Source organism: Vibrio neonatus, from assembly GCF_024346975.1.
GTDB lineage: Bacteria > Pseudomonadota > Gammaproteobacteria > Enterobacterales > Vibrionaceae > Vibrio > Vibrio neonatus.
Genome location: NZ_AP024886.1, coordinates 512,550 through 531,072, shown reverse-complemented (window position 1 = coordinate 531,072; position 18,523 = coordinate 512,550). Strand labels below are relative to the sequence as shown.

Annotated in this window: 19 protein-coding genes; 13 read left to right on the top strand and 6 right to left on the bottom strand. The window is 43.6% G+C overall.

Features of this window, described 5'->3' with window-relative positions:
* Positions 1 to 57 precede the first annotated feature (57 nt).
* Positions 58 to 219 (top strand): hypothetical protein, encoded by a 162-nt coding sequence (locus tag OCU38_RS14730; RefSeq protein WP_261824942.1) that lies wholly within the window; start codon positions 58 to 60, stop codon positions 217 to 219.
* On the opposite strand, the gene OCU38_RS14725 is transcribed toward OCU38_RS14730, so the two are convergent.
* Positions 220 to 1,206, bottom strand: coding sequence for a CobW family GTP-binding protein (locus OCU38_RS14725; protein WP_261824941.1), 987 nt, complete (start codon positions 1,204 to 1,206; stop codon positions 220 to 222).
* Positions 1,207 to 2,111: 905 nt separating this feature from the next.
* Between OCU38_RS14725 and clcA the strand changes: the two genes are divergently transcribed.
* Positions 2,112 to 3,503, top strand: a complete 1,392-nt coding sequence (gene clcA / locus OCU38_RS14720) for a H(+)/Cl(-) exchange transporter ClcA (protein WP_261824940.1) — start codon at positions 2,112 to 2,114, stop codon at positions 3,501 to 3,503.
* Between the two features lie 111 nt (positions 3,504 to 3,614).
* The gene (locus OCU38_RS14715) at positions 3,615 to 4,589 is read left to right on the top strand and encodes a TDT family transporter (protein WP_261824939.1); all 975 of its coding nucleotides are present in this window, start codon (positions 3,615 to 3,617) and stop codon (positions 4,587 to 4,589) included.
* A 13-nt stretch (positions 4,590 to 4,602) separates the two neighbouring features.
* Here the strand turns inward: OCU38_RS14715 and folE are convergent, their stop codons facing one another.
* The gene (gene folE / locus OCU38_RS14710) at positions 4,603 to 5,256 is read right to left on the bottom strand and encodes a GTP cyclohydrolase I FolE (RefSeq protein WP_023403002.1); all 654 of its coding nucleotides are present in this window, start codon (positions 5,254 to 5,256) and stop codon (positions 4,603 to 4,605) included.
* Positions 5,257 to 5,425: 169 nt separating this feature from the next.
* Here folE and moeA point away from each other — a divergent pair, with 169 nt between their 5' ends.
* Together moeA and moeB are read left to right on the top strand one after the other, a co-directional pair.
* On the top strand, positions 5,426 to 6,664 hold the full coding sequence (gene moeA / locus OCU38_RS14705; RefSeq protein ID WP_261824938.1) for a molybdopterin molybdotransferase MoeA: 1,239 nt from the start codon (positions 5,426 to 5,428) through the stop codon (positions 6,662 to 6,664).
* 10 nt (positions 6,665 to 6,674) lie between these two features.
* Complete coding sequence (gene moeB, locus OCU38_RS14700) at positions 6,675 to 7,427, top strand: molybdopterin-synthase adenylyltransferase MoeB (RefSeq protein WP_261824937.1); 753 nt, start codon at positions 6,675 to 6,677, stop codon at positions 7,425 to 7,427.
* A gap of 61 nt (positions 7,428 to 7,488) precedes the next feature.
* Here the strand turns inward: moeB and OCU38_RS14695 are convergent, their stop codons facing one another.
* A complete protein-coding gene (locus tag OCU38_RS14695) occupies positions 7,489 to 7,851 on the bottom strand; it encodes a DUF4019 domain-containing protein (protein WP_261824936.1) in 363 nt (120 codons plus the stop codon).
* A 289-nt stretch (positions 7,852 to 8,140) separates the two neighbouring features.
* Between OCU38_RS14695 and OCU38_RS14690 the strand changes: the two genes are divergently transcribed.
* Entirely contained in the window at positions 8,141 to 8,347 is a 207-nt protein-coding gene (locus tag OCU38_RS14690; RefSeq protein ID WP_023402998.1) for a dodecin, read from the top strand.
* A 112-nt stretch (positions 8,348 to 8,459) separates the two neighbouring features.
* Here the strand turns inward: OCU38_RS14690 and OCU38_RS14685 are convergent, their stop codons facing one another.
* Together OCU38_RS14685 and narQ are read right to left on the bottom strand one after the other, a co-directional pair.
* Entirely contained in the window at positions 8,460 to 9,065 is a 606-nt protein-coding gene (locus OCU38_RS14685) for a response regulator (RefSeq protein WP_261824963.1), read from the bottom strand.
* 13 nt (positions 9,066 to 9,078) lie between these two features.
* Positions 9,079 to 10,797, bottom strand: coding sequence for a nitrate/nitrite two-component system sensor histidine kinase NarQ (gene narQ, locus OCU38_RS14680; protein WP_261824935.1), 1,719 nt, complete (start codon positions 10,795 to 10,797; stop codon positions 9,079 to 9,081).
* A gap of 179 nt (positions 10,798 to 10,976) precedes the next feature.
* Between narQ and napF the strand changes: the two genes are divergently transcribed.
* The 6 genes from napF to OCU38_RS14650 all read left to right on the top strand — a co-directional run bounded on the left by napF (position 10,977) and on the right by OCU38_RS14650 (position 15,675).
* Positions 10,977 to 11,495, top strand: a complete 519-nt coding sequence (gene napF, locus OCU38_RS14675) for a ferredoxin-type protein NapF (RefSeq protein ID WP_261824962.1) — start codon at positions 10,977 to 10,979, stop codon at positions 11,493 to 11,495.
* Positions 11,482 to 11,811, top strand: coding sequence for a chaperone NapD (locus tag OCU38_RS14670; protein ID WP_261824934.1), 330 nt, complete (start codon positions 11,482 to 11,484; stop codon positions 11,809 to 11,811). Before napF ends, OCU38_RS14670 begins: the two co-directional genes overlap by 14 nt.
* Positions 11,808 to 14,297 (top strand): periplasmic nitrate reductase subunit alpha, encoded by a 2,490-nt coding sequence (napA, locus tag OCU38_RS14665; protein ID WP_261824933.1) that lies wholly within the window; start codon positions 11,808 to 11,810, stop codon positions 14,295 to 14,297. The genes OCU38_RS14670 and napA overlap by 4 nt, the downstream gene beginning before the upstream one ends.
* Before the next feature lie 176 nt (positions 14,298 to 14,473).
* Positions 14,474 to 14,920, top strand: a complete 447-nt coding sequence (locus OCU38_RS14660) for a nitrate reductase cytochrome c-type subunit (protein WP_261824961.1) — start codon at positions 14,474 to 14,476, stop codon at positions 14,918 to 14,920.
* 32 nt (positions 14,921 to 14,952) lie between these two features.
* On the top strand, positions 14,953 to 15,525 hold the full coding sequence (locus OCU38_RS14655) for a NapC/NirT family cytochrome c (protein ID WP_261824932.1): 573 nt from the start codon (positions 14,953 to 14,955) through the stop codon (positions 15,523 to 15,525).
* Between the two features lie 9 nt (positions 15,526 to 15,534).
* Positions 15,535 to 15,675, top strand: a complete 141-nt coding sequence (locus OCU38_RS14650) for a TIGR02808 family protein (protein WP_261824931.1) — start codon at positions 15,535 to 15,537, stop codon at positions 15,673 to 15,675.
* Positions 15,676 to 15,777: 102 nt separating this feature from the next.
* On the opposite strand, the gene OCU38_RS14645 is transcribed toward OCU38_RS14650, so the two are convergent.
* Positions 15,778 to 17,082, bottom strand: coding sequence for a DEAD/DEAH box helicase (locus tag OCU38_RS14645; protein ID WP_261824930.1), 1,305 nt, complete (start codon positions 17,080 to 17,082; stop codon positions 15,778 to 15,780).
* 887 nt (positions 17,083 to 17,969) lie between these two features.
* Between OCU38_RS14645 and OCU38_RS14640 the strand changes: the two genes are divergently transcribed.
* The gene (locus OCU38_RS14640) at positions 17,970 to 18,515 is read left to right on the top strand and encodes a DUF4136 domain-containing protein (protein WP_261824929.1); all 546 of its coding nucleotides are present in this window, start codon (positions 17,970 to 17,972) and stop codon (positions 18,513 to 18,515) included.
* Positions 18,516 to 18,523: the final 8 nt, after the last annotated feature.

Sequence of the window (18,523 nt, the reverse complement as noted above, 5' to 3'; positions counted from 1 at the left end):
TCTAATCGACTATATTTCATACAACAATGAAACGGTTTCCTCAACGGAGGAAGAAACATGATTAGACGCTACGTAATCCCTGCTTTGGTACTGGCTTTGTTAATTTCGGCGGTATTTGGTGAAGAAGTGTGGCAATTTATCAGTACTGACCCCATCGGCAATTTGCAAGATGGGGCTCAAGATATCATTAAAGCATTTAACGACTTTATATCAGGGTAATCATACGTTTGCTGGTAGACCTGCGATAGAGAGCAGAATACTTTCTAACTGATCCCATGCAATTAGCTGGCTATCAATCACTTCAAGGCGCGACTCAAAGCCATCTAATGTCATTTCATTCACTGACACCACACCGTTAGCAACATTAAACGCAAAACAGCCTTTATCGGTATTGATCACCGCTTTAACACGCTCTGCAGTAATATCTGAAAATAATGAGAACACATCATCAAAAGGAAATTCAACTTCTGGGCCAAACAGCCAACCACAGCTGAAATAACCCTGCCCTTTGTTCTCTTTTCTAACAAAGGTTTTATTTGGTGGGATCGCAAACTGAGGCTCCATAGCCGCATGATGATGGTGATGCTGCTCAATATCCACCGCAACGCTTGGTTTAAGCACTTCATCTAGCAACTCAATATCAAACTCGCCATTTGAAGTGGCTTCGACACGATAAGTAAACCCTTGTTCAGCAAGCCATACATGCATTGCTTCATTTTGCGCTTTGCTAGCTAACTCATTCTTGTTGGCCACAATCACATCAGCCACAGCCAGCTGCTGCTTAAAGTTATCATTTGACGTGTATTTCTCATCTTCAAAATAACGCGCGTCGGTCATAGTAACGGTGGTATGAAGCGCAATATAAGGTTGGTATTGCTCTGAGGTTAACGTTGCCATCACCTGTTTTGGGTGACCTAAACCTGTAGGTTCGATGAGTAGGCGGTCAGGTTTTTGACGAAGCAACAAGTTAATACCAACACTCATTGGCACGCCAGCGGCGCAACACATGCATCCACCCGGAACTTCTTTGATTAACGCACCTTGTTCAGACAGCAATGCGCCATCGATTCCTATCTCGCCAAATTCATTCACCAGCACAGCCCAGTTTTCATTTTCTGGTTTGTTCTTTAATAAATTTAAAATTGCCGTGGTTTTTCCGGTGCCTAAGAAGCCGGTAATAATATTGGTTGGAGTTTTAGTCGACATAATGCAAAGCCTGAACGAACGAATAGTACAGGAAGTTTACAAGATTCATTTACACCTAGAAAGGTAAAATAGAGGCAGAGAACACAGATGAGAGGAGAATAAACAGTAAGAGAGGTTGTCCTTAACCCAACGCGTCCGCTTACTTAGTAAAGTAGTAATTTAAGGGTGACTATTTTATCGCCAGAACTGTTCCCCAAATATCACCAGCATGCGCGGTAAAAGTACCAAACAACGCGCATAAAATGCCAATTACCAAGCCCGACATCAAAACATACTCGACCACTTTCATCACAAACCTCACTCACGACCAAAACATATCACTAAAAAGGCCATCAAAATACTCAACAGAACGCCTTAAATTGAGTGCGAATTATACATTTACTGCATAAAAAACAAACAGTTTATTAGTATGATTTATCGGAAAGCAAGTTTACGTTTTTGGAATAAATAATCGGAAAATTAATGAGGCAGACGGTGATATTATGACTACACTAAATAACACAAAGGCGCACTTTGCATGCGCCTTATGGTCTCGTTACTCAATCGTGAGTTCGCGAATCTCGCGGATAATAAACCGGAGAACATTTAACGAGCTTTAAAGTATTTTAAGCTCTTCAGCTTTGTTGCGATTACACTATGTATTATCTATACGCTATTACTAATGTGTTAATCAAAGTGAGGCAATCCTGTTCTCCCTGTAAGATTTAATCCTTACCTCACCCTTTAACTATGGCTAAGTTTATAAAAACTGCAAGTTTACAATGACAAAATAGCTAGATTTTTTGTCATATAAACCATGTACACTAAATGAAAATATACGCTCTATTCTTCAAACGTTATTCATTTGTAGACGTATAATTTAAATAGATATCTCACTTAACAATTGGCGCGAAAGGCTCACAACAATGACAAAAAGAGAAAAAATTACACGGTCCCTATTAGCAAAAGTGCCAAAGGATACCATTAGTCAATTTCTCTCTCGCGACAATACTTCCATCTCGATACTATTTATGTCTGTTATCGTTGGCGTTCTCGCAGGCTTGGTTTCGACCTCATTTGAATTCGCAGTCCATTTTGTATCGGACACTCGTACCGATTGGCTAAAGAACTCTATAGGCGGATTGCCTCTATGGTTAGCCGCGTTTCTTATCAGTGCCGCGTTAGCCTTTATCGGTTACTACCTAGTACACAGATTTGCTCCAGAAGCTTCCGGCTCTGGTATTCCAGAAATCGAAGGGGCAATGGACGGGGTTCGACCTGTTCGCTGGTGGCGCGTACTACCTGTTAAATTCTTCGGCGGTACGGGTACACTTGGTTCAGGTATGGTGCTCGGTCAAGAAGGTCCAACCGTGCAAATGGGTGGCGCGATTGGTCGCATGATCAGTGATATCTTCCGCGTTAAAGACGATGATACTCGTCACTCTTTACTGGCATCAGGTTCAGCGGCAGGTTTGGCCGCTGCGTTTAACGCTCCGCTAGCCGCTATTATGTTTGTTGTTGAGGAAATGCGTCCTCAATTTCGTTACTCCCTAATTTCTATTAGAGCCGTTATTATTGCCTCTATTTCAGCAACGATTGTTTTCCGCGCTCTGAATGGACAATATGCCGTTATTCAAACGCCACAATATGCCTCTCCTGAGCTATCAACGTTATGGCTATTTTTATTACTTGGAGTCATGTTTGGTATATTCGGCGTCGTATTCAACCGTCTGGTGACATTTTCTCAAGACTCATTTGTGAAGCTTCATCAAAATAAACGCGGCCGTTATTTGCTAACGGGCAGTTTAATTGGCGGTAGTTTTGGTTTAATTCTGTTATATCTTCCAGAAGTCACTGGTGGCGGTATTGAATTAATCCCAACAATTACTACTGGTGGTTTTAGTGTAAAACTTCTACTGTTTTTATTTGCAGCGCGAATTATCACGACTATGCTTTGTTTTGGTTCTGGTGCACCAGGGGGTATTTTTGCGCCAATGCTCGCGCTAGGTACTCTATTTGGTTACGCTTTTGGTCTTATTGCACAAGCGACGTTCCCAGAACTACCTATTACTCCAGGAATGTTTGCCATCGCCGGAATGGGCGCACTATTTGCGGCAACGGTTCGTGCTCCGATCACCGGCATTCTATTGGTTATCGAAATGACCAATAACTATTACTTGATTCTTCCATTAATCATTACCAGCTTAGGTGCGGTTATTTTTGCTCAGTTACTCGGTGGTCAACCTATTTACAGCCAACTGCTTAACAGAACGTTGAAGAAAACGAAGTTGCGCCAAGACGACCTTCCGACCGAATAGCAAACATATTTGCAATACAAGCTGTGATCTTGCTATGATCTTTCACTTTTTCCTGTATAAATGCAGGAAAAAGTGAAGTAGCTCAGTATCATCTTTAAATAGGAAAGCTTGTTGGACTGGAAACGTTTTACACAATATCAAAATGTACCACCTTCTCAGGCCGCTCTGGCACTGGGCGTTATTGGTTTAGGCCAAGCATGGGCTCTATACATCCCGCAAATTGGCGAGGTTATTCGCCCTTTTCTCGCTTGCTTTGGCGCTCTGCTATTAACACCCGTATTAATGAAATACTTAACCAGTGTTTCCACCTTCAAAGCTGATATCAAACACCCGCTTAGAGGCAGTTTAATGGCGCCTATGAGCATGGCGCTGTTGATCCTTTGTGACTATCTCGCGGTTATATCACCGTATATTGCCTACCCTTTGTGGGTTATGTCAGTCCTGCTGCATGTCACTATGATGATTTTATTTTTTGGCTATCAAATTGCCAATTTCAAGATGTCTAACATAGTGCCCAGTTGGTTTTTATACCCAGTGGGAGTGATCAGTAGCTCGCTCGCCGCTACTCAGTTTGGGCATACGGTTTTTTCAGAAACTATAGTGATGACCTGCGTGGGGATTTACTTCTTTATGTTGCCACTGGTGCTGTATCGCTTGGTATTCTTTGGTAAATTACCGCGAAATGCGCGTCCAACACTGGCAATTATGGCCGCCCCTATCAACTTAACGCTAGCGGCTTATTTGGTGAACTTTCCAGACCCAGATCCTATCTTAACAGGCGCACTGGCTGGCATTGCCATCACCATGACCTTACTCATCTATCTTTGCTACATTAATTTGCTCAGGCTTAAATTTCAGCCCTCAATCGCGGCGGTGACTTTTCCATCGGTGATCAGTGCAATTGCTATGTCAAAGCTCACTACGTGGTTTGAATATCATCATGACAACTGGTATTGGCTACATACGTTTGGTTTCTTTGAGCTAACGATTGCAACGCTATTAGTGGTGTGGGTATCAGCGGGATATGTAGTGATGTATTGGCCAGAGCGGTTTAAGCCTCAAAAGAAGAAGATTAAACCGCAATAAGCCATTGTTGCGATTAGCTTAGGCCGTGCAGAAATTCATGGCGTGTGGCTGGGTTTGATTTGAAAATACCGCCCAACGCTGTGGTAGTGGTTTCACTGGTCGCATCCATAACACCGCGAGATTTAACGCAGTAATGAGTCGCGTCAATTTTTACCGCTACGTCGTCACTTTCTAGTAGCGTTTGTAGCGCGACTAAAATTTGCTGAGTCATACGCTCTTGCACCTGCGGACGCTGGGCAAAAAAGCGCACAATGCGGTTTATTTTCGATAGGCCAATGATCTTAGTACGTGGAATATACGCCACTGCCACTCGACCATCGATTGTCACCAAGTGATGTTCACAAGTGCTAGTTAAAGTAATGTCTTTAACGCGTACCATTTCGCTGACGTCCATTTTATTCTCAATGACCGTAATCTTAGGAAAGCGAGCATAATCTAGACCAGAGAACACCTCATCAACATACATCTTGGCAATACGCTTAGGGGTATCTTGCAAAGAATCATCGGTTAAATCCAACTGCAATATTTCCAACACTTCGCGCATATGATGTTCAATCTTGCGCTTTTTATCTTCTGCGGTAAGCTCGTTTGCCACCATAGGGGTTTCTAAACCTCTATCGGCAAGTGCTTGTTTGACTAGCAGTGCTGATTCGCTTAATGCTGACATATGTCTCTCCATTTCTACATCTTCTCATCGCACGATCAAAATTTATGCGATGGCGAAAGAGAATACTTGGATTTGGTCAAAATTACACTATCTAATTTAATCACTTAAGTGTCTCTATGCAGGCATCGTGTTACAGTGCTTTTTTTCAGTGCACAAACAAGGAACTACGATGGATTGTTGCGACGCCCCAGGTCTAATGCCAATCGAACAAGCAATGGCCAAAATTCTCGAAAGTACATTTACGGTCAATGAAACTGAAACGTTACCTTTAGATAAAGCCATTGGTCGTGTTCTTTGTAGTGACATCACCTCCCCTATTCATGTGCCGCCTTTTGACAACTCGGCAATGGACGGTTATGCGGTGCGTATTGCCGATTTTGAACAGCAATCGACGCTTCCGTTAGCAGGACAATCTTTTGCTGGTGCGCCACTGCAAGGTGAATGGCCACCGCTTACTTGTATCCGCATTATGACGGGCGCTAAAATCCCAGCTGGTTGTGATGCGGTGATCATGCAAGAGTTAGCGACAGTTACCGATGCAGGAATTAAATTTGATAGCGCAACGCCTAAGCATAACCAGAACGTTCGTCCCCTTGGTGATGACATTCAGGTTGGGCAACTGGTGCTAAGTAAAGGCAAACGACTGACCGCGCGCGATCTCCCTATGCTGGCTTCACTTGGCGTGGCGCAAGTCTCTGTATATCGTAAACCGATTGTTGCCACCTTCTCAACTGGCGATGAACTAAAACCAGTTGGCGCCGCCTTAGGTGAAGGCGAAATTTATGACAGCAACCGCTATGGCACCATTCCTCTGTTTAAAAAATTTGGTTGTGAGGTTATTGACCTTGGCGTGATCCCTGATGACGTTGAATTGCTCGCCAAAGCCTTTGATGAAGCGAAACAGCAAGCCGATGTTGTTGTCACCTCTGGCGGCGTAAGTGTCGGTGAAGCTGATTACACTAAAGACATCTTAGAGCAAAAAGGACAAATCGGATTTTGGAAACTGGCCATCAAACCGGGTAAACCTTTCGCTTTTGGTAACATAGGCGATGCACTGTTCTGTGGTCTGCCAGGCAACCCAGTATCTGCCTTTATGACCACTTATATATTGGTTCAGCCACTGCTGGCAAAACTCAGCGGTGAAAGCGAATGGAAGTGTCCACCGACGCTGCCAGCAACCACCCATTCAGCCTTTAAGAAAACACCGGGACGTGCTGATTATCAGCGCGGCATCTATACCATCAATGAACAAGGCCAATTTGAAGTGCAAAGTACTGGCAACCAAAGCTCGGGCGCATTTCGCTCAATGAGCCTTGCCAACTGCTTTGTGATTCTAGAGCGAGAGCGTGGCCGCGTTGAAGTGGGCGAAACGGTCAATATCCAGTTGTTTAACTCAACATTGTACTAGAGGTTGTGTGATGGAGATTTTGAGTGACAAAGAGATGCTTCGCTACAATCGGCAGATCATCCTACGTTCGTTCGATTTTGAAGGCCAAGAGGCGCTAAAACAAGCCTCAATACTGGTGATTGGCGCAGGTGGCCTTGGCTGTGCGGCAACGCCGTATTTGGTGTCAGCGGGCGTTGGCGCGCTGACTATTGTGGATGATGATGTGGTGGAACTGTCGAATCTACAGCGTCAGATTTTACACACTGAATCGGATATTAATGCTTTTAAAGTGGACTCCGCAAAAGCAAGTTTGGCTCAATTAAACTCTCATTGTCAGCTCACCTCCATTGCTCATCGTTTAGACGAGCAACAGCTTGCTGAGGCAGTACGCAGCCACTCATTAGTCATTGATGCCAGCGATAACCTCACCACCCGCAATCAGCTCAACCGCCTTTGTCACCAATATAAAACTCCACTCGTTTCAGGCGCGGCAATCCGCCTTGAGGGGCAAGTCATTAGCTTTACCTACCAAGATGACGAGCCATGCTATCAGTGCCTAAGCACCCTATTTGGTGCTAATGAGCTAAGCTGTGTTGAAGCTGGAATATTAGCGCCTGTGGTCGGCGTGATCGGTAGCATGCAGGCATTAGAAGCCGTGCGCATACTGTCGAATTTGGGTGAGCATAAACTGGGTAAATTAATGATGTTTGATGCGCTAAGCATGAAATGGCAAGAGTTTACTTTGCCTAAGCAGGCGCAATGTGAAGTTTGCGGAGATAAGTAGTGTGCTTTGGTGGTGACTAATGTTTAGCACCACCTTACGCTTACCATTTCTACTTCTACTTCTACTTCACAAAGTAACCCACCACTTTCCAATCACCATTCTCTTTAAGTAAAGTGACTGTTTCTATAAATTCACCTTGGCTAAACGTAGATTTATATTGGCACTGGCTATATTCGCCTTCTGGAGCATCAGATAAAGGTGTCACTGGTTTTGACATAGTAATGTCACGTGATACTAGCTCACCGATTGAAGATCGCACCGCCGACACCGCATCAACCCAGTCGCTTTTAGAGATTTGTGATTGAAAATAGTCGCTCGCCTTTTCCCAACTCTGCTGGTAGTGCTGTAAATCAACAATCTTTAACCATTGCAGTGATTCATTCTGTTGCACATCAAGTCGAGTAGCAGTTTGTTCATTTAGCATTTTGAAACCTCTTGATTGTGGAAAGTGTGTGGTTTTGATATTACTTTTTAGCGGTACATGTGTTTGGGATATGCAAAAACATTACTATCCTCAATGTAACAAAAACATTAAGAAAAAAATACTCTCAGACATTAATTTCTTGTTAAATATCAATAAGAAAGCTTGATGACTCTGTGCCGTTAGATAACCACTATCCCTATAGAGAAAACAATCGCTAACGCCTTGCTATAGCCGAGTTCGCAGTCTAGTTTTTAAACAGTGATGACGGTGTAACTCAAGGAGCTATCGGATGCCAAATCATACTTACAAGAAAATGGAAATTGTCGGTACATCTTCTATTGGAATTGATGATGCGATTAATAATGCGGTGGCGCGAGCCAGTGAAAGTGTGCACAACATGCGTTGGTTTGAAATGCAGGAAGTCAGAGGTCATATTGACGATGGTAAAGTGGCTCACTGGCAAGTGACGGTGAAGATTGGTTTTACTTTGGATTAGCCGAGCATTTAGCTCAAATAAGTTCAAGTTGCGATATGAAGCATCTGGGATTATGAAGTATCTGAGATGACACTTCATATCGCAGCTTGAATAAATACCTATCAATACGGCGTTAGCTATAGTGCTCTAAGTACAAAATAGTGGCTGCTGTGCGAGATTTTACCTGCAGTTTTCTTAATAAACTTTTCATGTGCACTTTGACGGTGGATTCCGAGATAAATAACACATCGGCAATCTGTTTGTTGCGATGCCCTAGTGCCACTTTCGATAAAATCTCTAGCTCTCTTTCCGTTAAGCTATCTAACAAGCTTGGGTTTTCTGCGCGGTCGCGAATTTGTTGAGCGACAACGTCACTGTACACTTTGTCGCCGTTGAGCGCTTGACGTAAATGGTCAATCAGCTCATCAGGTTCGCTGTCTTTTAAGAGATAACCATCAGCGCCGGCTTTTACAATAGCATCAATATCTGCAGGGGAATCCGATACCGTGAGTATGACCACTTTGGTTAAAATATCTTCATCACGCAATGCTTGTAAGGTATTAAGCCCCGATAACCCTTTCATGTTCAGATCGAGCAAAATCAAATCTAAATCATGTTGATGGGCGAGCGCAAGCGCCTCAGTGCCACTGGTTGCCTCACAAACAATGTCGAAGTCATCTTCGAATGAAAGCAATTGGGTGATGCCTCGTCTAATTAATGGATGGTCATCCACAATCATAATGCGATGGGTATTACTCACTGTCCGATTCATCCTTACAGTTAAAGGTAATTCTTATTGTGCTCCCTTTATTGGGCTCACTATTTATCGTTAATTTGCCATTAAGGTACTGACTTCGCTCATTTAAAATGGATAAGCCGTAGTGACCTGTTTTCTCAAGGCTGGTATCGAATCCGCATCCGTTATCTGTAATAGAAACGGTGATCTGTTCTTCATTCTGCAGGCACTCTACACGAATTAATGTCGAATTCGCATGTTTAATTGCATTATTAGTCGCTTCACGGATAATTTGCAATAAATGCACTTGCTGATGTGCTTCTAACAAAATCGAAGATAGTTTGTTTTCCACTTCAATCTCCGCCTCTGTGGTGGTTTGAAGCTTCTCTAACAGTACATTTAACGCATCACCAAAATTGGCTTCATCAATACTAAATCTAAAGGTACTTAACAGAATTCTTAGTTGAGTATAGGCTTCGCGTAATCCATCATCGATCTCTTGCACAATAATCGAAGATTTGGGCATTTTCTCTGCCGGCCCTTCTTGCTTCATAGCGCGCTTGAGCAAGCTGGTTTGAATTTTTAAAAATGACAGGGATTGCGCCAGTGAGTCATGCAGCTCTCGGGCAATTGCGCTGCGCTCGCCGTAAATGAGCAACTGCTCAAATTTCTTTTGTGCCTGATTATAGTAAATACCCCGCGCCAAAATATACGACATATTGTCGATAAGCTCTTGCTCTGAAAATTGCGGCGTAATCTGTAAGCGTAGGCTACCTAGCCTTACCTCATCTAAAATTAACGCTTTATCTATCCAAGTGCCTGCCGACACTTCACCAGACACAAGCTCTGTAGACTGCCCTGCACTGTCGTCAATAATCAACTTCACCGCTTCGATATTGTCGATGGAAGACATGTTATCGATGATCTGCTGAAAGTGTGCCGGACTCAATCTTGATGCGGACAATTGCTGAGTGCTTTTATACAGCACAGTCAGCGAACTATTGGCGTGTCTTAGTTCTTCAGTTTTATGTTCAACCATAGCCTCCAGACGTTCGTAATGATCTTTAAGCTTTCGGGTCATACCATTAAATGTAGCGGCTACTGCGCCCAGTTCATTGTCCACTGAATCGTTCAGCACTACGTCAAAATCTTGAGATTCCACTTTACGACTGGCGCGCACTAATGCTTGTAGTGGATGCAGCACTTTAAAGCGCACAAAACGCATAATCACAAATGAAATCAATATGATGCAAGTTAAACCAAAGCCACAGAACACCACCATATCTAACAGCTTTTTCTCGGTATTTAACTGCAACTTCAATACAAATTTATCAATGCGAGACACAAAAATGGGCACGTGTTTTTGGTACTCAACATACTGCTGAGTGAGCAGCAAATTTTTCATGATTTGCCAGCGTTTAATGATCGATTGGTAATCTTGTTGGATGTCAGTGGGTACATTCCATTGCATTAAATTTTGCATCGAAGAGGAATACAAAGACACTTCAAATCGGTCGATATGCTTGGCGATTTCTTCAGAGTGTGTCTCGGTATCATAGGCAAGTCGATAGCTTTGCATCCGCATAGAACCTGATACGTTCACCGCTTCGGCATCATCAAAACTTGAGTAGACCGTTGCCACAGCAACCATAATGGTGAGTGCAGACAGAATCACCATCAAAAACACTGCTCCCCCTATGGTAAATGACACAGACTGTGCTGAATTCTTTCTCACTTTTCTTCCCATCAATGAATCTGTGAACTTGGTCATAATAACTATTTGATCTAAAACAAGTTAAGCACAAGTTTAACCCTTTCGAGTTATATCGAATAGATTTTATTCACCTAGACTTAGTAGGTGTTTAGATGTGTATGCATCTTATGGCTTACTCTTTTCTTTGCTCAAGGACGAAATTGGTCGATTTATCTAAGCGTAAATTATTCACGCGACGCACCGCTCAAACAAGCCTAGTTTACGAGACTGGGCAACGTTTACCGTGGGCTAAAATCGATGCCGAATTTATTGATGGTTGCACCCAATGTGGCAAATGTCTGCAAGCCTGTGAAAGCAACATCATCATAAATGGGAGTGGCGGATTTCCGATAATCGACTTTAATAAAGGGGAATGTACCTTTTGTAAACAGTGTGTTCAAGCTTGCCCAGAGAGCATTTTTCGTTCCACTGCAGAGGTAGCTTGGGAGATTACAGCTAAAATTAATGATACTTGCCTAGCACTAAAGAATGTCGAGTGTCGCACTTGTACCGATGAGTGCGAACAGGCCGCCATACAATTTACGTTTTCGGTTGGGCATGTCCCCCAGCCAAAATTAGACTCTCAGTTGTGTAACGGATGCGGAGCTTGTTTGAGTGTTTGCCCTGTCACAGCTATATCGATGACTGACTGCAATGAGGAACCACATGCCAGCCAGTGAAGTTCATATTTCAAGTTTTGTTATCTACTGCGCTCCAAATGCTATGGATAGTATTCGAGACAAGATAAACAGCTTTTCTACTACGGAAATTTACGCCGAATCTGACGGTAAATTTGTTGTGGTTATGGAAACGCAAGACCAAGGTTTTATCACCTCAACTATTGATGAAATAAACGATCAACCGGAAGTCATTAATACGGCTTTAGTTTATCACCAAATCGAAACAGATATTGACGCCCTAGACACCGACATACATGCAACGGCTACGACCGATGCCAGCATCGGTACACCGACCCCGCAAGAGGACACATTATGAAAATGACACGACGCGAGTTTGTGAAAGCAAATGCGGCTGCTTCAGCTGCTGCTGTAGCCGGAATTTCACTTCCCGCTTCTGCGACCAATCTCATCGCAAGTTCAGACCAAACAAAAATAAAATGGGATAAAGCCCCTTGTCGTTTTTGTGGTACTGGTTGTTCTGTGCTGGTCGGTACGCAAAACGGCAAAGTCGTCGCCACTCAAGGTGACCCTGAAGCGCCAGTGAATAAAGGCCTTAATTGTATTAAGGGTTATTTCCTGTCGAAGATCATGTACGGTCAAGACCGTCTTACCCAACCATTACTCAGAATGACCGATGGTAAGTACGACAAAAATGGTGATTTTACGCCTGTTTCTTGGGACGTTGCATTAGATACCATGGCTGACAAATTTAAAGCGGCGTTGAAGAAAAGTGGCCCAACTAGCGTAGGTATGTTCGGTTCAGGTCAATGGACGGTAATGGAAGGTTACGCGGCTTCTAAATTAATGAAAGCGGGTTTCCGTTCGAATAACATCGATCCTAACGCACGTCACTGTATGGCGTCTGCGGTAGGTGGCTTTATGCGTAGCTTCGGCATTGACGAACCTATGGGCTGTTACGATGATTTCGAAAATGCCGATGTATTTGTCCTTTGGGGATCAAATATGGCAGAGATGCACCCAGTATTATGGACACGTATTGCTGACCGCCGATTAAGTCACCCACACGTTAAAGTTAATGTTCTGTCGACCTATTATCACCGTTCTTTTGAATTGGCAGACCATGGCTATATCTTCCATCCGCAAAGTGACTTAGCGATTGCCAACTTTATTGCTAACTACATCATTCAAAATGACAAAGTAAACACTGAGTTTGTGAATAAGCACACTCACTTTAAGCAAGCTGAAACCGATATCGGTTACGGTCTGCGCGATGATGATCCGCTGCAAAAAGCAGCTGCCCATCCAAACTCAGGCAAAATGTCTGGAATCAGCTTTGAAGAATACGCGAAGTCTGTTGCCCCTTATACGGCGGCTAAAGCCAGTGAAATTTCTGGCGTATCAGAAGAGCATTTGATTCAGTTAGCTGAGCAATATGTCGATCCAAACACCAAAGTAATGTCCCTATGGACTATGGGGGTTAACCAACATACTCGTGGCGTATGGATGAACAGCCTGATTTACAACATTCACTTGTTGTTAGGTAAAATCTCGACTCCGGGTAACTCACCATTCTCACTTACCGGTCAACCATCCGCTTGTGGTACGGCGCGTGAAGTGGGTACATTCTCACACCGTCTTCCCGCTGACATGGTCGTTGCAAACCCTAAACACCGTGCGAAAGCTGAAAAAATCTGGAAACTTCCAGAAGGCACTATTCCTGCAAAACCGGGCTACCACGCAGTTGTTCAAGACCGTATGCTCCATGATGGCAAGCTCAATGCTTACTGGGTCATGTGTAATAACAACCTGCAAGCCGGTCCAAACATCAATACGGAGCGTCTACCGGGATACCGTAATCCTGAAAACTTCATTGTTTGTTCAGACCCGTACCCTACAGCAACAGCTCAAGCATCCGACCTTATTCTGCCTACCGCGATGTGGGTAGAAAAAGAAGGTGCCTATGGTAATGCCGAGCGTCGTACTCAAGCGTGGTATCAGCAAGTAGAAACGGTTGGCGAAGCTAAATCGGATCTTTGGCAAATCATGGAATTTTCTAAACGCTTTAAGATTGAAGATGTCTGGTCTGAAGATCTGCTTGCCAAAGCACCTGAGTTTCGTGGCAAAACCATGTACGACATCCTATTTAAAAACGGACATGTCGATAAATACCCTATCACTGAAGCAAAAGATCTTAACGACGATGCGCATGCGCAAGGCTTCTATGTGCAAAAAGGTCTCTTTGAAGAGTACGCCTCATTTGGTCGTGGACATGGACACGATTTAGCCCCTTACGAGACTTACCATGCTGTTCGCGGCTTACGCTGGCCGGTTGTCGATGGCAAAGAAACTCTATGGCGCTTTAAAGAAGGCTCAGATCCTTACGCGAAAAAAGGTTCTGATTGGGACTTCTACGGTAAACCTGATGGCAAAGCGTGGATTATCTCCGCGCCGTATGAAGCGCCACCAGAAATGCCAGATCAAGAGTTTGATATGTGGCTTTGTACCGGTCGCGTACTCGAACATTGGCACACAGGTACTATGACTCGTCGCGTACCAGAGCTTTACAAAGCGGTGCCGGATGCTGTGTGTTACATGCACCCTGCTGATGCTAAGGCGAAAGATCTACGTCGTGGTGAAGAAGTGCTGATTTCAAACAAACGAGGTGAAATTCGTGTCCGCGTAGAAACTCGCGGTCGTAACCGTCCACCTAAAGGCTTGGTGTTTATCCCATTCTTTGATGCGAAGATACTCATCAATAAACTGATTTTGGACGCAACGGATCCACTGTCGAAGCAGACCGACTTTAAGAAGTGTCCAGTTAAAATCACTAAAGTGGCCTAAGGCCTTGACCGTTATTTGGGGCTAGTTCCATAGCCCCTGCTAATTAGCCAATAGGCGGAGAAATAATAATGAAAAAGCTATTGATTGCTCTGTTATCAATTAGTGCCATAGGTGTAGCAATTGCACAGACTGAGGTTGAAGGCGTCAGCCATCAATCCCACGAAATTGACGATGGCATGCTTGAACAAACAGATTTAGAAAAAGCTGAAAATGCAGGTGTGGCTCAAGCTGAACTGCATAACCCTGGTGGCATTGGGGGTGTTCACTCTTTACGTGGCGCAAGTGAACTTGAAGCAACGCGCGCTGCCGACGATTTTAAAAAATACCCAAGAGAGCAAGTGCTAAGCAGTGATTATGTTTATCAGCCACCGCTTATTCCCCACAATATCCGTGGTTATGAAGTGTCGCTCAATGCTAACAAGTGTCTGGCGTGTCATAGCTGGAAAAACGCCAAAGAGATGGGCGCAACAAAAGTCAGCGTGACTCACTACGTGAGTCGTGAAGATGCGGTGCTTGCGGATGTATCGCCAAGACGTTATTTCTGTTTGCAGTGTCACGTCCCTCAAGCCAATGCTAAACCGCTGGTAGAGAACGAATTCAAACGTGTTGATTCACTTCAATAAGCTTTGCTAGTTGTTACCATAAGAGGCTATTTATGAAATTTTTAAAAGCGTTTTGGAAAAGACTCTCAACACCTAGTAAGGCGGCCGCAGGCATCGTTCTTTTCATGGGGTTTGCAGGCGGTCTTCTCTTCTGGGGCGCATTCAATACAGGAATGGAGTACACCAACAGCGAAGAGTTTTGTGCTGGATGTCATGAGCCAATTGTCAGAGAGATCCGAGAAACAATACACTACTCTAACCGCTCAGGTGTAAGAGCCATCTGTTCTGATTGCCACGTTCCACATAAATGGACAGATAAAATTGTCCGCAAGGTTCAGGCATCTAAAGAGGTATTTGGGCATATCATAGGTATCATTGATACTGACGAAAAGTTCCAAGCTCGTCGTGGTCATCTTGCTGAACGTGAGTGGGCGCGCTTAAAAGCCAATGATTCTCTTGAGTGCCGTAACTGTCACGAGTTCGATTATATGGACTTTTCTGAGCAAGGCGAACGCAGTGTCAAACAACACTCGACGGCACTGGCTTCAGGTGATAAAACCTGCGTAGATTGCCACAAAGGTATTGCACACAAATTACCCGACATGCATGGCGTAGAAGGTTGGTAAGGGAGAATTATGAGTCAATTAGAATCCATCATTTGGCACGTACTAGGTTACAGTGCCATGCCTGTGATTATCTTAGGCGGTTTTACTGCTGTGGCAGTAATTTGTATCTGGCTACTGTCTATCACAGCCGATAAAGAAGAAACCAACTAATAACCGTTGTTAACAGACTTAGTTAATCGGCTGAGCTAATAGATATCGTTAGCAGAAAAAATAAACCCAACGCAATGCGTTGGGTTTATCATTTTTAATCGGTTATTTTTTGGTTCTGCGCTTTAATGCGCGCATTAAACGAACTCGACCTTCAGCGCTACTTTGGCTTTCAGCGCTACTCTCGTTGGCGTTATTAGTACGGCCTTGACGATTTTTGTAAGCCGGCTTGCTGTGCATCTTCACTAGCAGCGCATCACGACTTTCTGGCTCATAACCTTCTAATACCACGCGGCGAATGCGATGCTGAATCAGTTTTTCAACTTGAACCAGTGTCAGCTCTTCTTTGCGACTGACAAACGAAACCGCATGTCCTTGTTGCCCTGCACGCCCTGTACGACCAATTCGGTGTACATAGTCTTCAGCTAAGAATGGCATATCGTAGTTCACAACATGTGGCAGACCTTGAATGTCTAGACCTCGCGCAGCAACGTCTGTTGCCACTAACACTCTCGCTTTGCCGGTTTTAAATTCATCAAGGGCGCGACGACGAGCACTTTGCGCTTTATCACCGTGACACAACACCGCTTTAATGCCGTCTAACTTGAGCTCTTTAACCACTTCATTCGCGGTTTCTTTATAGTTCACAAAGACCAGCACTTGCTTCCAGTTCTTTTTGCCGATTAGCTCAGAAAGCAATTCACGCTTGCGCTCTTCTTCAATTGGGTAAACAACATGCGCCACCGTAGACGCGGTCGAGTTTTCCGCATTTACAATAATACGTTTCGGTTTACGTAGGTATTCTTGAGCAAGCGCGTTCATTTGCGCTGATGATGTTGCAGAGAACAACATTGTTTGTGGGTGCGTTTGTGGATGCGTAGATAGACCGTTCATAATGGTGCGGATTGCGCCAATAAAGCCCATATCTAACATTCGGTCAGCTTCATCAAATACCAACACTTCTAAATTGGCTAGGCTGACATTACCGAGCTCTAGATGCTCAATTAAACGACCCGGTGTGGCTACTAAAATGTCCACGCCACCTTGCAATTTACGCTCTTGAGAGGACATTTTTGCCCCGCCGTAAACAGCGGCCACAGACACCTCGGTATATTTAGCAAAGCTCTGGATATTATTGGCAATTTGGTCAGCCAGTTCACGAGCAGGCGCTAAAATAAGTGCACGTACGTTAGCTCGGCTGTGCGGCTTAGGATTGTCCACAAATTTCTGAATGATCGGCAAAGAAAACGCGGCAGTTTTACCTGTACCCGTTTGTGCATGCGCAAGGATATCATCACCACGACGAATGTGCGGAATAGCTTGTTGTTGGATCGGAGTGAGTTTCTCATAACTACACTCAGTTAGTGCGCGCACAATATCAGATGAAAAACCTTGTGACGAAAATGACATTCTTTGTTCCTAATAGCAGTTGGCTATTGTGCACACTTTCACAAACGAAAGAACACAAACAGCGGCTGACCAAAAATATGGTCGATGATTATAGATGAATATTAGTCGCTATGGTGACAAATTTACGCTCAATTAAGTATTTTGCGGCGATAATACCAATCGTACTAAATAACTGGTCATTCTAGCTTGTTAAAATGCTCGATAACGGCGTTACAATTTTTGATTGTAGAATAAGTATAAGTTCAATCAATACATCCCTATAGCGCATTTCTAAGTAAAGTCATCATCCTTATATGCGGATTTTACGTGCTTAAATCACAACAAAATAACAGCACAGATATGAAACCTCACCCATAATGTATTATCACGCACGTTTTTCCATAGTGTGGTTGGCATCATAAAACCATACATAGTCGTAGACCTAGCTCATACTTTTGCCCTACTGTTCTTTTTATAATCACAATAGCGAGTAAGTTGAATACATATCCATTAACTCCTGAGGTGTTATCATGATATATAGCCAACATGCAGAAGAGATCAACAAAGCTGCCACGCATAATATTTGGCGATTTGTTGGAATCATCATAGCCGTAAAATTAGGCTTGGTTGCATTACCTAGCATCATATCTTCACTACATGGTTTGGGACATTTCTTTTAATTCCATTTTTTCTCAAACCTAAACAAGCAATGGTTCATGCTACTGGCATGAACCATTTTTTTATGCCTAATTTCTAGCCGTTTGTTTATCGCTGATTATCACATAAAAACTCATCTTATCTGCCCTCTCGTTTTCACTGGACTTTCTGTTGCAGGCTCGTTTATGCTGTTTTTATGCAATGCACTCTTGTGCATATTAAATGTTTTTTAGAAACGCTTAGAGGTGTTCATGAAGTGGTTTTTTGCAATTGTTTTTGCCCTGTTTTTATCTGCCTGTACCACAACCCCACAGCATAATAATAACTTTGCCATTGGCATTGTTAGCAGTGGCGATTTTCAATTTATTCAGTCTGGTGCAAAAACCTATGCATGGCATCCTAAATCTGGGCAAGCGTATATCGATGAAGATGCCGATAAAAGCTCAGTGCAAAATATGTTTAATGAAGCCATAGGCAAAAGCCTTGCCGAGAAAGGCTATATTCGAGTGCCAATGTCGCAACAACCGCACTTTATTGTTGGCTATGGCGTTGCCATTGAATCTGAGCTTAGCGACGATGAAATTTTCAATAAAACCCATCTTGCAACAGGCATACCCGCAGAAGATTTTGGCAATAGTGAACAAAAAGGCACGATTGTCATCGCCATGTACAGTTACCCGTTAATGGAACTGCGTTGGCGCTCTCTTGCTCAAGCAGGCGCTGAGCAAGAAAGAGACACTCACCAAATAAAAGGCTACGTAGATTCAATGCTTAAAGAGATGCCTCAAGCTCAATAATCACCAGA

What these genes read in the sequence shown, in the direction of transcription:
- OCU38_RS14655 (WP_261824932.1), top strand. Translation starts at nt 14,953, where the DNA reads ATGAAATTTTTAAAAGCGTTTTGGAAAAGACTCTCAACACCTAGTAAG.
- clcA (WP_261824940.1), top strand. Translation starts at nt 2,112, where the DNA reads ATGACAAAAAGAGAAAAAATTACACGGTCCCTATTAGCAAAAGTGCCA.
- OCU38_RS14670 (WP_261824934.1), top strand. Translation starts at nt 11,482, where the DNA reads ATGCCAGCCAGTGAAGTTCATATTTCAAGTTTTGTTATCTACTGCGCT.
- folE (WP_023403002.1), bottom strand. Translation starts at nt 5,256, where the DNA reads ATGTCAGCATTAAGCGAATCAGCACTGCTAGTCAAACAAGCACTTGCC.
- OCU38_RS14640 (WP_261824929.1), top strand. Translation starts at nt 17,970, where the DNA reads ATGAAGTGGTTTTTTGCAATTGTTTTTGCCCTGTTTTTATCTGCCTGT.
- moeA (WP_261824938.1), top strand. Translation starts at nt 5,426, where the DNA reads ATGGATTGTTGCGACGCCCCAGGTCTAATGCCAATCGAACAAGCAATG.
- OCU38_RS14685 (WP_261824963.1), bottom strand. Translation starts at nt 9,065, where the DNA reads ATGATTGTGGATGACCATCCATTAATTAGACGAGGCATCACCCAATTG.
- OCU38_RS14645 (WP_261824930.1), bottom strand. Translation starts at nt 17,082, where the DNA reads ATGTCATTTTCGTCACAAGGTTTTTCATCTGATATTGTGCGCGCACTA.
- OCU38_RS14650 (WP_261824931.1), top strand. Translation starts at nt 15,535, where the DNA reads ATGAGTCAATTAGAATCCATCATTTGGCACGTACTAGGTTACAGTGCC.
- OCU38_RS14690 (WP_023402998.1), top strand. Translation starts at nt 8,141, where the DNA reads ATGCCAAATCATACTTACAAGAAAATGGAAATTGTCGGTACATCTTCT.
- OCU38_RS14725 (WP_261824941.1), bottom strand. Translation starts at nt 1,206, where the DNA reads ATGTCGACTAAAACTCCAACCAATATTATTACCGGCTTCTTAGGCACC.
- OCU38_RS14730 (WP_261824942.1), top strand. Translation starts at nt 58, where the DNA reads ATGATTAGACGCTACGTAATCCCTGCTTTGGTACTGGCTTTGTTAATT.
- OCU38_RS14660 (WP_261824961.1), top strand. Translation starts at nt 14,474, where the DNA reads ATGCTTGAACAAACAGATTTAGAAAAAGCTGAAAATGCAGGTGTGGCT.
- napA (WP_261824933.1), top strand. Translation starts at nt 11,808, where the DNA reads ATGAAAATGACACGACGCGAGTTTGTGAAAGCAAATGCGGCTGCTTCA.
- OCU38_RS14695 (WP_261824936.1), bottom strand. Translation starts at nt 7,851, where the DNA reads ATGCTAAATGAACAAACTGCTACTCGACTTGATGTGCAACAGAATGAA.
- moeB (WP_261824937.1), top strand. Translation starts at nt 6,675, where the DNA reads ATGGAGATTTTGAGTGACAAAGAGATGCTTCGCTACAATCGGCAGATC.